This is a genomic window from Brevibacillus brevis NBRC 100599 (assembly GCF_000010165.1).
GTDB classification, from domain to species: domain Bacteria; phylum Bacillota; class Bacilli; order Brevibacillales; family Brevibacillaceae; genus Brevibacillus; species Brevibacillus brevis_D.
This window is the reverse complement of the sequence record NC_012491.1, coordinates 2,385,556-2,399,531: the sequence shown is the minus strand read 5'-3', so window position 1 is coordinate 2,399,531 and position 13,976 is coordinate 2,385,556. Positions and strand designations below refer to the sequence as shown.

Below are 13,976 nucleotides of genomic sequence, written 5' to 3'. Positions count from 1 at the left end.
ATGGTGATTGAATTGGCGCAACAAAACGTACCTAGCTACGGCGGTCAGGCCGTCATCGAAGGTGTTATGTTCGGTGGCAAAACCACGACCGTTACAGCTGTTCGCAAAAAAAATCATGAAATTGAGTATTTTGAATCCCCAAGGTCCGAATATAAATGGATTACTACGCTAAAAAAGATTCCGTTTTTGCGTGGGATTGTTGGTTTGGTCGAAGCCAGCGCCAATGGGGCCAAACATCTCAACTTCGCCTCTGAACAATACAGTAAGGAGTCTGGAGAAGAAGCCTCCGAAAGTCCATCGAAGCTCACCATGATTTTAGGTGTTGCTGTTGTCGGAGTACTTTCCTTCCTGTTCGGGAAATTCGTATTTACACTCGTTCCCGTTTTCCTGGCAGACTTTTTACTTGGAAAATGGGTACCGGATGGCGTTCCTCAAACGTTAGCTGAAGGCGGATTTAAAATTTTGCTCCTCCTCGGCTACATTACAGCGATTGCACAAACGCCGTTGATTAAAAGGCTTTTTCAATACCATGGAGCCGAGCATAAAGTGATTAACGCGTTCGAATCCGGGGTAGAATTAACAGTAGCCAATGTGCAAAAATTTTCCGCCCTGCATTATCGTTGTGGGAGCAGTTTTCTCATTTTTTCAGTGTTCGTCGGTGTTGTGATTTACTCCCTGTTTAGTTATGACTCCCTGACGGAGAGGGTCGTACAACGCATTGTTCTTTTGCCACTGGTAATCGGCGTCTCTTATGAGGTTTTGCAGTGGACAAACAAGCTCCGTGATGTACCCGTCCTACGTTACCTTGGTTATCCAGGATTGTGGTTGCAAAAGATCACAACTCGTGAACCAGATGACAGCCAAGTCGAGGTAGCCATCGCTTCCTTCCAAAAGATGCGGGAGCTTGATCAGAAGCACGTGCAGGAAAGAATGGTTACGACCGGATAACGTGAGGCATTTTTATTCCCATAGAGGTGAAGCCCTATGTTACGCCGCATTCCACCAGTGATTCTGATCGTGATTGTATTGGCGATTTACGGATTTTTGGTCACCCTCTTCAATGATCCTATCAGTACGATTGTCATCTTGGGATTATCCGTTGTCCTTTTCTTGGTCGTGCGCAACTATTTACAAACCGGCTCCTTCTTTTCACAAGGCGCTGGAGCAGGCAAACCTAGACAACCAAAGGTCAAGGTGAAGCAAAAGCCCTCCATCGCTCGGCAAGCAGTGAAAAAGCAGTCGACTCCTCCTAGAAAAGATCATCCGTTTCGTGTGATCGAAGGCAGCAAAGGGAAGCAAAAAGAGAAACCAGACGAAAAATCGCAAAATAATATCTCCCACTAAAAAACAGGTTGCCTGAATCGGCGACCTGTTTTTTTGTTAGACCAGTATTTTCGGTGAATGATTGCGAAACACTTTGACGTAATCTTCAAAATCCCATTGTGCCAAAAATTTGTGAGCCGCTGCCTCCCCTGACTCAAACAATTGTTGCCTGATTTCTTTTGACAGCTGAAATTGAGTGGTTCTGACCCCTAATGTATGGATGAAAATCGTCCGAACGGCTTTTGCCTTTTCCACATACAGGCGGTCATGAGCATCGAGCATAGTTGCCAGCAATCCCCGGGAGAAGGAAAAAAGACCTTTGATTCTAGTCGCTTCTCTCTTGTCTTGATCATCAGTCAGACGAAAACCGATCGTCGGCCACCGCGGAGTCCCTGGTACATCAAATAACCAAACGGGGTAGTTGCTCAATAATGCGCCATCGACGATGTAATGCACATGTCCAGCACTTGTCAGCTTTGCAGGCTGAAAAAAGAACGGAATGGAGGAAGACATACGAACAGCTCGTGCCACAGGGAAATGATCGGGTTCTACACCATACCGTGCCAAATCATCGGGAAGGATAAGCATTTTTCCGTTTGTGACATCAGATGCGACAACCTTCAGCTTACCAGGAGGAAGATCTCCGAATGTTCTCACTCCTTTTCGTAATAACAACTCCTCTATGAACAACTCGATTCGATCTGCTCGATAAATCCCTTCTCGCACGACTAGTTCATAGATTGGTCCGATGAGAGGGAGCCTGACCAGCCCTGAGCGTTTGAGAAAGTGGAGGTAATCCAGCTCTTCAAAGATCGGTTTCAACTCATGGCTGGAATAGCCTGCGCCGAGCAAAGCTGCAACAATGGAGCCTGCCGAGGTACCTGCGAGTCTTTCCCATGTGTATCCATTCTCCTCCATGACTCGCAAGGCACCGATAAAAGCGATTCCTTTTACGCCGCCACCTTCAAAGACTGCATCCGCTTTCACCTTGTTTTCCCCTCCCTAAAATTCCTCCCCATTTTCCATGTATAAGACGAAAGCTTTTCCGTTACCACAAAGAAAAAAACGCAAGCCTGATCGGCTTGCGCTATAATACGATAACGATATAGACTATTCCTCTTTTTGCTCATCTAACAAACGAATGTTACGAAGCTCTTCTATACGCTTTGGATCTGCCTCGAAGTACTGAACCAGATACTCCAGACATGTAATCGATTCCCAGCTCAGGTGATGCTCGATTCCTTCCACATCCTGATAAATATGCTCTTCATCTAAGCCAATGATCCGCATAAATTCTTCTAGAAGAGCGTGACGGTCCACAAGGCGTTTCCCGATTTTCTTCCCTTTTGGCGTCAAGACAAGCCCACGGTATTTTTCATAAACGAGATACTTGTCTTTGTCTAGTTTCTGAACCATTTTCGTGACCGAAGAGGGATGTACTTCCAACGCTTCAGCAATATCGGAGACACGAGCATAGCCCTTTTCTTCAATTAAGTTGTAAATGCGTTCCAAATAGTCTTCCATACTCGGCGTCGGCGGCATTGTGAACCCCTCATTTCCAAACCGTTATTTCATCTTGCCAAAAAAGGCACGTAGAAATATGATACCGCGTAATGAGAAGCATTTGCAAGGGAAAAGTACCTATCGCTGCTGTTTTTCTGTTGTTGGATTCATCATTTGGACATATTGTACGAGCTGTTGACCCAACTGCTCCATGCGCGCCTGCAATCGCTCATCCTTGAGCTTGCCTTCTGGAGTAAAGGCATTGTAAGCACTTGGGATGGAAGGGCTAGATGGCAACGGCCATGCATGCAAATTGCGCATGATTAACTGCAAGGTGTTGACCGTATTCGTAGCACCCATGCTTCCACCAGCGACACCAATGATGGCAACCTGCTTGTCACGCAAAATGCGCCCTTCCAGGAAGTCAATGGCGTTTTTCAAAGCACCTGTCATTGTGCCATGGTATTCAGGCGAACCGATCACAAGTCCATCTGCTTCAGAAACCGCTTTGACAAATCGATGGACAATTTCAGGGTACGTACTGGTATCGTCACGATCATCGTACAGCGGCAGCTTCCAGTCCGCCAGATGAATCATTTCAACATCGGCACCTGCAGCCTTTGCGGCTTCAAGAACAATATGAATCGCTTGTTTTGTCGTAGAATTGGCATTCATGCTTCCGGCTATTCCTACAATTTTCATGGTTTCACCCCATCGATAATCTAAATACTGGTATGTTCCTCATTATATTCCATTAAGTATAATTTGTAAACATTTATGTTTATTTAATATCATCTGTTCTGAACAAGCCTGTTTGCTTCATACACTTGTACCAAGTTGCAAGTGAGGATGATGCCTATGGACAAAGTCGCTTGGTATATCGCTGTGCTTTTTGCAGGGTCTGCGTTAGGTGGATTCTACTTGGGCGGATATGAATGGTTACGCTTTTTTACTTATTTCGGTTCTTGGGGGACAATAGGCATTGCCCTTGCGGCTCTTGGCCTCGGCTGGTTCGGCGTCCAGCTGTTGACCTTTTGCCATCGCAAGCAAATTCGCTCCCTGTACGAGCTGTACTACGTATTGTTTGGCGAAGCGTTCGCTTCTAGCCTATCTGCCATCACCCACATTCTGCTATTGGGGTATACAGGAGTCATGCTTGGCCAACAGGCAGATTTCCTCTTGGAGGAGTTCTCTCCTCTATGGTTCATCCTTCTGACCATTGCAGCCGTCTTCTTTATCTTAAATCGTTGGCGATGGATTGTCACTGCAACAGCCATATCTCTATCCGGCGGTTTATTATTATTCGGATTGATTTTCAGCGCACAATCCCATGTCCCAATACCGAGCTTGGGTTATCAACTGAATGTGAACTGGCTGATTCACGCCGTATTTTTCCTAGCCTTGCATTTTCTCATCGGCTTGGCCACGACTTTACCACTGGCAGTACGTGCGTCCCATGAGCGAACGGTACGGAGTGGAGCAATCATCGGAGCCGGAATCTTCCTTTTGTTCACGCTGTTAGGTCAAGCTATTCTTCTTGCCCACTGGCATGATTCCCACGCCTCTGTACTGCCCATCAAACAAATTTTAGTTCAAATGATGCCAGGTGGCGATTGGCTTCTCGCTATTCTCTCATTTGTGCATGGCGGAGTCATCATCGCCGCCCTACTCTATTCGTTGTCACATCCAATAGCGACACGTCAACATCTGCAAATGCTTCCGCTGATTGTCGCCATGCTGCTTACCGTATTTGTATTCTCTCTTCTCACACTCGTTGTTCCATGGAGTATGTCTGCAATCGCCAGTGCAGCGACCTATTGCGGCATGTTCTTAATGGGCTGGTACGTTTGGAAACAACCGAATTGACCTGATCGTTTACTCGTAGCTCCTGTGGTCAAGACAGAGTCTTGGCCACTTTTTTCGCACTATAGGAGCCAATTCACTATTCCGACCACGACCAAGAACACAAGGATAACCACCAAAATATTCAACGGATTCATCGTCACGTAGGCCTCCTCTATCCATGGTTTCTCTCCCTCATTTTACCACAAATGAAAAACGTCCCCCGAAGGAGACGTTTACTGCAGGGCCTCACTTTCCGCTCTTAGCTGTCCCCCATTTGGAGATCCCATCGGATAAGCTGGCGTTGTATGTTCTGTCATTTTGTGAATCGCTGAAAGGACCGCCTTCGTCGCCTTTGCAATTTGTTCCCAATCCATTTGTGCGATAGAGTCATCTGTTGCTTGTCTCGTCCCCGCACTCGTCACAAGTGCGGTAGGAATACCTGCGGCGGCTAAAGAGCTTGCGGCGCCGATTCCTTCACGCGTTCCAGCCTTATCGCTAGGAGACAACCCCGCTGCTCTTAGGAGTTGGATTGGCAGATTTTCGTTACCCAGCGGATTGGTTGCAGCGAGCTCTGTCTTTTGGCTGCCCACCCCCTCGACATAGAAGGCTGCTATCATGGCTTGTCGCTCTTTGGCTGATAAGGCATTCGCATAAGCAATTGGGCCTCTGCTTCCCGAAGTAACAGCGCCAAAGCTGACGAACCTCACTTCCGTATCAATCGGCTTGTCAGCCATATTACGAGCTATCTCAAGCAAGGCCGCTACACCGGAGCCATTGTGATTTGCCCCAGCTGATAACCCGGCGGAATCATGGTGAGCAGAAACCATGACGACCTGCTCGGTGTCATTTTGATTGGGCTTTCGGCTTGCGACGATATTATAAGAGGTTTGCTTGGTCGTTACGGCTCCTTCTACCTTGACGGTTCCCTTTACGGGCCGCTTGTCCATGATGCGTTTTTGGAGCTTCGTACCATCCGCCTTGGACAAAGCGATTACAGGAACAGCGATATCCAAGGGTTCGCCCAGGGAAGCATTCCAGCCTTCCTCCCGATCATTCCAGATGATCAGTCCAACAGCTCCGGCAGCCGCTGCCTGGCGTACTTTTTCTCCGAACGGAATCTCTCCTCGCTTGACCAAGGCAATCTTTCCCCTGGAGGCATCATTCGCAAAATCAACCGCCCTACCCAAGCCTGCATCCACCACCTCTGCTGTCGCAGTTCCATTGATCCCAAAAGTAAATCCACTTACTGTCCATTTTTGACCCGGCCATTCTTCCATCGTCAGGGATAGAGTCGTTGGCTTTCGGTACGTATAATAAGAAAAAGGATCGAGCTTTGTCTTGTACCCGTAAGAGCGAAGTGTATTTTCCACATAGACAGCTGCCGCAAATTCCGTTTCAGTAGCAGGTGGACGGGCTGTTCTTGCCAATTGCTCGACATGGCTGTACAAGCGTTCACTATCGATCCAATCTTGAGCTTCCTCTGCATGAACACGATGGGAAAGGAAAGGTATCGGCAATATCGTTCCACAGGCAAGCAGGGCACATAGCGCGTAATGACGGACAGATCGCATGGCATTCTCCCTTTCCTTCGCTCTTTGCTCTTTATTATGGGCGTTTACGACAAACTGAGTCTAGTCAGAATAGTTAGTCAAATAACTTCATCCTGCGCCATCCCTGGACAGCTTTCGCTTTGTTCTGCCCAAAACGTCGATTTTTCGCGTGACTTCCTTCCATATGAAATCTTAATAGAAAGGGGCTTTACTCCGTAAAATTATTGATAAAGAAAAGGCGACTTTCAAATTGACCGATGTCCTTGCCTTTTGCTAAGGTGGAATCAATAAAAAACCGTTTGAAAGAAACGGAATGGAATCTATTGAGGGGGAAGTACCATGCTCTATGTAGATGGGAAATGGGTAGAAGAAGGGCAAGTCGCAGTTCATCCAGAAGACCGCGGTTATAACTTTGGGGATGGCATCTATGAGGTAGTACGCATTTATAAGGGGCGCATGTATCAATGGGATGGACATCTAACCCGATTGTTTCGAAGTGCCAAAGAAATAAAAATGGAGCTTCCATGGAGCGCAGAAGAGCTGACAGACTTAGCGAATCAGCTGATCACCAAGAACAACATCACGGAGAATGACGACGCTAGCCTTTACTTGCAAGTATCTCGTGGCTCCGCTCCACGTGTACACGATATTCCCTCCGGAATCCAGCCTGTGATAATGGGCTTTGTCCGTCGTAAGGACCGCCCTGTCGCCGATATGAAGAAAGGCTTGACAGCTCAGCTCGTTGAAGATATCCGCTGGCTGCGTTGTGATATCAAAACACTCAACCTGCTAGGTGCTGTTCTAGTCAAACAATACGCAAAGGATGCAGGTGCCCAAGAATCGATTCTGCACCGCAACGGCGTCATAACAGAGTGCAGCGCTTCCAATTTGTTCGTCGTGAAAAATGGCGAGTTGTATACGCATCAGGCTGACAATCTGATCCTGCACGGAATTACTCGCCAAGTGGTCATTGATTTGGCTCGAAACAATGGCATCACTGTCCATGAAGAAGCATTCGACATTGCTTTCTTAAAGCAAGCAGATGAAGTCTTCCTCACAAGCACGACCGCGGAAATCATGCCGCTCATCTCGGTAGATGGCGTCGCTGTCGGCAACGGACAACCAGGACCTGTCGTGCTTACGCTACAAGACTTGTTTGAACAGCATATCAACACAAGTGTACTCGTGTAATCAAAAGAAGCTCTCCCGATATGCAGATGCATCCGAGAGAGCTTTTCTTTATTGTTTAACGCCGCAGATTCCATTCGTCCGTGGCATAGCGCGTACGCACAAGCTCTTCTGCCAAAGCGAGTTCTTCGTCCGTAAGCGTTGAAGGGGTCAGCTCCACTTCCAGTCCAGATGCAAAGCCTTTCGAGAACGCCTCGATCGATTCTTGGAGACTGATTGGCCGTGAGCTTACTTCATTGATCGTCACTGCTTTTTGTCGGAAGCTATCGATCATCCGTTGTTTTACCCGCTCCGACGGGAAATGTAAGAGTGAGAATAGCAAATCCACATCCATATCAAGTAGGATAGAGCCGTGCTGAAGAATAACACCCTTTTGCCGGGTCTGCGCGCTTCCCGCTACTTTTTTCCCCTCTACCACGAGTTCATACCAGGAGGGAGAATCAAAGCAGGCCGATGACCCTGGAGAATTGTACTTTTCCTTCTCCTCCTCACTTGCCAAGGAGACCATTTCCGCCGAGAGTCCAAGATTTTGGAATCCGTGCAGCAGTCCCAAGCTGATGATTTTGTAGGCTTCCGTCACGCTCGAAGGCATTTTCGGATGGTCTTCGGATACGATGACACTGTATGTTAGCTCCTGATCGTGGAGAACAGCACGCCCTCCTGTCGCTCTGCGAACAAAGCCCAATCCTCTATTTTGAACTTCCTCCAGGTTGATTTCCTTGATGGCCTTCTGGAAATAACCAATTGACAGTGTCGCTGGGTCCCACGTGTAAAAACGAACGGTCGGGGGAACCTTCCCCTCACTGTGCAACTGCAAAATTGCTTCATCTACTGCCATATTCATTGCGGGTGACATGGCTTCCGTCACGATATAGCGCCACTGTTCCATCTATGTACCTCCTCATTCACAACGCCTTCATTGTACGCTTCTGGCACGAGGGACGGCAAGCCTCGGATGCGCTATTTTGAGCGAGCTGTCTCCTGTAAAATCGCCATGACCTGTGCCAATGCATCTGTTTTCTTCTCATTCTCTTCGCGCATTCGCTGCAAGATGGACTCCCTGTTCGTTTGCAAGTCATTCAATGCTTGATAAAAGCGATCATCCGTTAGCTCTTCTTCCAGCAGAACATGACACAAGCCCTGCCTTTCAAAGGACTGGGCATTTAAAATCTGATCACCCCGACTTGCTTCACGGGACAACGGTATCAAGAGCATCGGCTTTTGGAGGGCTAAAAACTCATAAATGGCATTGGAGCCAGCACGAGACACAACAAGATCTGCCATCGCTAGCAAATCAGGCAACTCCTCCTGAACATACTCGAATTGCTTGTAGCCTGTTACCTGAATCGTTTCATCCACTTGATTTTTGCCACAAATATGCACAATGGAAAAATGCTCCAGCAGGTTAGGCAATGTGCGACGTACCGCCTCGTTGATTCGGCGCGCTCCCAAGCTTCCCCCCATGACAAGCAGGACAGGCTTTTTTGTGGTAAAGGAGCAGTACGCCAAGCCTGCTTCTTTTCGCCCCTGCTTCAACTCTTCTCTCACGACTGCGCCTACGTGAATCCCTTTGCTTCTCGGTACTTTCGAAAGCGAATCCGGAAATGTTACGCACACCTTGTTAGAAAAAGGGACAGCCAGCTTGTTTGCGAGACCGGGTGTCAGATCAGATTCATGGATGACAACGGGAAGACGGTTTAGCCACCCCCCAAATACAACCGGTACGGAAACGAAGCCTCCTTTGGAAAAAATCACATCCGGCTTCCATTTGCCGAGAAAGCGAAAGGCTTGCCAAATGCCTTTGAGGACTCGCAGCGGGTCACTCATGTTTCTCCAATCAAAGTAACGTCGCAGTTTTCCTGAAGAAATGCCAATATAGCGGACATCCGGATGGTTGGCGACGAGCTCACGTTCGATTCCAGTCACTGAACCAATGTAGGCGACTTCCCAGCCCAGCTTGATAAAATGGGGGATGAGCGCAAGATTCACAGTGACATGACCTGCCGAACCACCACCGGTAAAAACAATCCTTCTCTTCATTCGGTTCGAACCCTCCCCTACCTCTTCTTCCCCCATGATAGCATCAATCAGAAAGAAAAGCCGCCCGTAACAACAGGCGACTTTTCCTGGAATCTAGAATTATGCTTGCGGTTGATAACGTAGGATTGGCTTTCTCGCCGCTGTCGCTTCATCCAAACGTTTGACGACAGTGGTATGAGGAGCTTCCTGAACGATTTCTGGCGTTTCCTCGCACTCGCGGGCAATTTGCAGCATGACGTCGATGAACTCATCGAGCGTTTCTTTTGTCTCGGTTTCGGTTGGTTCGATCATGAGGCACTCGTCAACGATCAATGGGAAGTAGATCGTTGGCGGGTGATAACCGAAGTCGAGCAAGCGTTTTGCGATATCGAGCGTGCGTACGCCCAGCTTCTTCTGGTTCACTCCAGACAGAACGAACTCGTGCTTGCAGACGCGATCAAATGGCAGATGATAAGCCGTTGCCAGTCGACGCATCATGTAATTGGCGGAGAGCACCGCATTTTGGGAAACTTGCAGCAAGCCTTCTGGCCCCATCGTACGGATATAGCTGTATGCACGAACGAGAATACCGAAGTTTCCGTTGTAGCCTTTTACGCGTCCGATGGAAGCCGGACGATTGCTGTCCCAGTAGAAGCTTCCGTCTTCCTTCTTCGCTACGATTGGTGTAGGCAGGAATGGCTCGAGAACTTTTTTCACGCCGACCGGACCAGCACCCGGGCCACCGCCGCCGTGAGGGCCTGTAAACGTTTTGTGCAAGTTCAGATGCACTACGTCGAAGCCCATGTCTCCCGGACGGGCGATTCCCAAAATCGCGTTCGCATTCGCACCATCATAGTACAAGAGGCCGCCAGCTTCATGGACGATTTTCGCCATTTCCACGATATCTTCTTCAAACAATCCGAGAGTGTTCGGGTTCGTCAACATCAAAGCAGCTGTGTCAGGTCCTACTGCATCGCGCAGCGCTTGAATATCAACCAATCCACGCTCGTCAGATGCAATGGTTACGGTATCCAAACCAGCTACAGCAGCAGATGCCGGATTCGTACCGTGTGCGGAGTTCGGCACGATTACTTTGGTACGATGCGCTTCCCCACGGCTCTCGTGGTAAGCGCGGATCATCATCAAACCTGTCCACTCACCCGCAGCACCAGCAGCTGGTTGCAGGGTAACTGCGTCCATGCCTGTAATTTCACCCAGCTCTTCTTGCAGGTTGTACAACAGCTCCAAAGCGCCCTGTACAGTTTCTTCCGGTTGGTACGGATGTGTCTGCGCAAAGCCTGCGTAACGGGCAACATCTTCGTTAATTTTCGGGTTGTATTTCATCGTGCAAGAACCAAGCGGATAGAAGCCATTGTCTACCCCGTGGTTGCGACGAGACAGTTCGGTATAGTGACGAACCAATTGCAGCTCAGATACCTCTGGCAGCTCAGCCGGCGTTTCGCGGATGAGGTGCTTTGGCAAAAGGCTTGCTACTTCTACTTCCGGAACATCCAATGCCGGCAAATTGTAGCCCACACGGCCTGGTTTGCTCATTTCAAAGATCAGTGCTTTCTCCTGGTCGTTACGCACGTGTGATCGCCTCCAATTCAGCCGCCAATATGTCGATTTCTTCTTTGGTACGCAGCTCAGTTACTGCAAGCAAGGTATGATTTGCAAACTCTGGATAGTCGAGACCGAGATCATAGCCTCCAATGATTCCAGCAGCCAGCAGGCCTTTGTTTACTTCTGCAACTGGTTTGTTCAGCTTCACTACAAACTCGTTGAAGAATGGAGAAGTGAATACGATCTCCAAGCCTTTTGCTTGCAGGGCATTCTTGGCGTAATGAGCTTTTTGCAGGTTCATCATTGCCATTTCTTGTACACCCTGCTTGCCGAGTGCAGTCATGGCAATGGAAGCAGCCAATGCGAGCAGCGCTTGGTTCGAGCAGATATTAGAAGTCGCTTTTTCACGACGAATATGTTGTTCACGCGCTTGCAGCGTCAATACGAAGCCGCGCTTGCCATTTTCGTCCTTCGTTTGACCGACGATACGACCTGGCATTTTGCGCATCAGTTTGGTTGTGGTAGCAAAGTATCCGCAATGTGGTCCGCCAAAGGATGCTGGAATACCGAATGGCTGCATGTCACCCACTACGATATCTGCGCCCAATTTGCCCGGCGCCTCCAGTACACCTAGCGCAAGCGGATTGGAGGATGTGATCAACAGTGCGCCTTTTCCGTGCGCAATTGTTTCAATCGCTCCCAAGTCCTCAACGTTTCCGAAGAAGTTCGGATACTGCACGATGATCGCTGCTGTATTTTCATCAACAAGCGCTTCCAGAGCCGCTGTATCCGTAACGCCATCGCTGTTGATACCTACCTCAACCAGCTCAACGTTTTGTCCATACGCATATGTTTTCAAAACACCACGCGCTTCTGGATGTACAGCGCGGGAAACGATTACGCGCTTTTTGCCAGTGTGACCAGCAGCCATCATCGCTGCCTCTGCCAAAGAAGTTGCGCCGTCATACATCGAGGAGTTCGCTACCTCCATGCCAGTCAGCTCACATACCATCGTTTGGAACTCGAAAATAGCTTGCAGCTCACCTTGGCTGATCTCAGGCTGGTACGGTGTATAAGCGGTAAAGAATTCACCGCGAAGCAGCATGTGATTAACTGTGCTCGGCGTGTAATGTTGATAAACACCCGCACCTAGAAAGTTAACATGCGTGCTGAAATTTACGTTTTTATTCGCGAGGTGTGTAAAATACTTCACCAAATCTGGCTCGGAAAGTGCTTCTGGAATATTCAATGCACCTTTAAAGCGTACTTCTTCCGGAATATCAGCAAATAGTTCTTCTACACTTGAAATGCCGAGCGTTTCCAGCATTTCGCGCTTGTCCTGATCAGTTTGGGGCAGGTAGCGGTATTTCACGGACGTTGTCCTCCTCTAAAAGGATGTATGTGGTGTATCGTTTAGTTTTTTGGGCGTTTATAAAATGGAGCGGCAACAACTTCTGCTTTCAGACGTTTTCCGCGAATTTCTACTTCTACTGGTGTACCTATCGCAGCATGCTCGGTTTTTACGAGAGCGAGACCGACGTTTTTCTTCAAGGTTGGAGATTGTGTTCCCGTCGTCACTTCGCCAATGAGCTCTTCCCCCACATAGACAGGGTAATGCGTGCGCGGAATCCCACGATCGATCATTTCGATCCCTACGAGCTTGCGTGGGGCACCGTTTTCTTTTTGTGCCTTCAGCACTTCTTGACCGATGAACGGCACCTCTTTGTCTACCTTGACAGCAAAGCCAATGCCCGCTTCGATCGGAGTAATGTCTTTGCTGAGCTCTTGTCCGTACAGTGGCAGCTTGGCTTCAAAACGAAGCGTATCGCGCGCACCGAGACCGCATGGCAACAGACCTTCTTCTTTTCCAGCATCCAGCAAGATGTCCCACAGCTCTGCTGCACGATCGGCATCCAAATAAATCTCGAAGCCATCTTCGCCAGTATAGCCAGTGCGGGAGACCAAACCTGGAATACCGCTCACTTGCACATCACGCTCAAAACGGAAAAAACCGATTTGAGACAAGTCTGTAGTCGTCAGCTTTTGCAGAATGGATTCTGCCAGAGGACCTTGAATGGCGATTTGTGCTGTTTGTGGCGAAATATTCTCAATCGTTACGCCTGGAATCAGATGTTCTTCTAGCCACGCATAGTCTTTGTCGATATTCCCCGCGTTGATGACGAGCAAGTAATGATCATCTGCATACTTGTAAACAAGCAGATCGTCTACCGTTCCCCCATCTGGGTAACAAAGCACACTGTACTGCGCCTGCCCGACTGCCAGCTTAGACACGTCATTCGTAGTCACACGCTGGAGATAAGTAAGAGCGTTTTCCCCTTTTACGTCCACTTCTCCCATATGGGAAACATCAAATAGACCAGCTTTTGTCCGAACGGCTTCATGCTCTTGACCAATGCTTGTAAACTGCACCGGCAGATCCCAACCACCGAAGTCGATGGTTTTCGCGCCATACTTTGCATAAGAATCAAATAGTGGCGTACGTTTCAAATTGGACATGTGGCACCTCCTGTGAACAATAAGAATCCAAAACAAAACAGAGGGGGAAAAACGGGTACACCAAAATAATGGTGCCCATTTCTCCTCCTCTGTCCTTGGTACCTGAGAGTTACCTTGCGAATCAGGTGGGGGTATATCGTTCCCACTTGCAAGTTTCCCCTTTGGTGGCTCATATGAATGTGAGCTCTCTCCAGAGTTGCGTCCAGTAGAGGTACTTTTGCCTGAGAGATTCACCGTTACCGGCTTGCTCCTTCGGCGCTGCCAAACGTTCCAGCAGTCTCTCCCTACTACCTTCATTCGCGGTTGTTTCATGGTCATACATAAGTTTTTGCTAACATTTCCATACTAGTGGATGTACTACCTCTTTATCCTACCATGAGAGTCCAAAGTTGAAAATATACAAATTAACAGTCAGATTCAGAAAAACTTAACAAAACACATTGACAATAGATAAATGTTCAGTTTTTT

At 48.4% G+C, this 13,976-nt stretch carries 13 protein-coding genes and 1 riboswitch; of the genes, 4 read left to right on the top strand and 9 right to left on the bottom strand.

Annotation, left to right across the window (positions count from 1 at the left end; all coding sequences use genetic code 11):
- A complete protein-coding gene (locus tag BBR47_RS11820) occupies positions 1–948 on the top strand; it encodes a DUF1385 domain-containing protein (RefSeq protein WP_050763827.1) in 948 nt (315 codons plus the stop codon).
- A gap of 36 nt (positions 949–984) precedes the next feature.
- Positions 985–1,344 carry a hypothetical protein gene (locus BBR47_RS11815; RefSeq protein WP_012686006.1) on the top strand — a complete coding sequence of 120 codons (360 nt, stop codon included), beginning with the start codon at positions 985–987 and terminating at the stop codon, positions 1,342–1,344.
- A 36-nt stretch (positions 1,345–1,380) separates the two neighbouring features.
- Here BBR47_RS11815 and BBR47_RS11810 read toward each other — a convergent pair whose 3' ends face one another.
- From BBR47_RS11810 to BBR47_RS11800, 3 genes are all read right to left on the bottom strand, one after another.
- Positions 1,381–2,310, bottom strand: a complete 930-nt coding sequence (locus tag BBR47_RS11810) for a patatin-like phospholipase family protein (protein WP_012686005.1) — start codon at positions 2,308–2,310, stop codon at positions 1,381–1,383.
- A gap of 123 nt (positions 2,311–2,433) precedes the next feature.
- Positions 2,434–2,865, bottom strand: coding sequence for a transcriptional regulator MntR (mntR, locus tag BBR47_RS11805; protein ID WP_012686004.1), 432 nt, complete (start codon positions 2,863–2,865; stop codon positions 2,434–2,436).
- Positions 2,866–2,964: 99 nt separating this feature from the next.
- The gene (locus tag BBR47_RS11800) at positions 2,965–3,528 is read right to left on the bottom strand and encodes an NADPH-dependent FMN reductase (protein ID WP_012686003.1); all 564 of its coding nucleotides are present in this window, start codon (positions 3,526–3,528) and stop codon (positions 2,965–2,967) included.
- 156 nt (positions 3,529–3,684) lie between these two features.
- Here BBR47_RS11800 and BBR47_RS11795 point away from each other — a divergent pair, with 156 nt between their 5' ends.
- Positions 3,685–4,692, top strand: a complete 1,008-nt coding sequence (locus BBR47_RS11795) for a membrane protein (RefSeq protein WP_012686002.1) — start codon at positions 3,685–3,687, stop codon at positions 4,690–4,692.
- A gap of 212 nt (positions 4,693–4,904) precedes the next feature.
- Here the strand turns inward: BBR47_RS11795 and BBR47_RS11790 are convergent, their stop codons facing one another.
- On the bottom strand, positions 4,905–6,242 hold the full coding sequence (locus BBR47_RS11790; protein ID WP_012686001.1) for a M28 family peptidase: 1,338 nt from the start codon (positions 6,240–6,242) through the stop codon (positions 4,905–4,907).
- Positions 6,243–6,560: 318 nt separating this feature from the next.
- Here BBR47_RS11790 and dat point away from each other — a divergent pair, with 318 nt between their 5' ends.
- On the top strand, positions 6,561–7,412 hold the full coding sequence (gene dat, locus BBR47_RS11785; protein WP_012686000.1) for a D-amino-acid transaminase: 852 nt from the start codon (positions 6,561–6,563) through the stop codon (positions 7,410–7,412).
- Positions 7,413–7,467: 55 nt separating this feature from the next.
- Here the strand turns inward: dat and BBR47_RS11780 are convergent, their stop codons facing one another.
- The 5 genes from BBR47_RS11780 to gcvT all read right to left on the bottom strand — a co-directional run bounded on the left by BBR47_RS11780 (position 7,468) and on the right by gcvT (position 13,508).
- A complete protein-coding gene (locus BBR47_RS11780) occupies positions 7,468–8,298 on the bottom strand; it encodes a lipoate--protein ligase family protein (RefSeq protein WP_012685999.1) in 831 nt (276 codons plus the stop codon).
- A gap of 71 nt (positions 8,299–8,369) precedes the next feature.
- Positions 8,370–9,449, bottom strand: coding sequence for an undecaprenyldiphospho-muramoylpentapeptide beta-N-acetylglucosaminyltransferase (locus tag BBR47_RS11775; protein ID WP_012685998.1), 1,080 nt, complete (start codon positions 9,447–9,449; stop codon positions 8,370–8,372).
- Between the two features lie 99 nt (positions 9,450–9,548).
- Complete coding sequence (gene gcvPB / locus BBR47_RS11770; protein ID WP_012685997.1) at positions 9,549–11,018, bottom strand: aminomethyl-transferring glycine dehydrogenase subunit GcvPB; 1,470 nt, start codon at positions 11,016–11,018, stop codon at positions 9,549–9,551.
- Complete coding sequence (gene gcvPA, locus BBR47_RS11765; protein WP_012685996.1) at positions 11,011–12,363, bottom strand: aminomethyl-transferring glycine dehydrogenase subunit GcvPA; 1,353 nt, start codon at positions 12,361–12,363, stop codon at positions 11,011–11,013. Before gcvPA ends, gcvPB begins: the two co-directional genes overlap by 8 nt.
- A 41-nt stretch (positions 12,364–12,404) precedes the next feature.
- Positions 12,405–13,508 (bottom strand): glycine cleavage system aminomethyltransferase GcvT, encoded by a 1,104-nt coding sequence (gene gcvT / locus BBR47_RS11760; protein WP_012685995.1) that lies wholly within the window; start codon positions 13,506–13,508, stop codon positions 12,405–12,407.
- Between the two features lie 200 nt (positions 13,509–13,708).
- Positions 13,709–13,804, bottom strand: a riboswitch (glycine riboswitch).
- Positions 13,805–13,976: the final 172 nt, after the last annotated feature.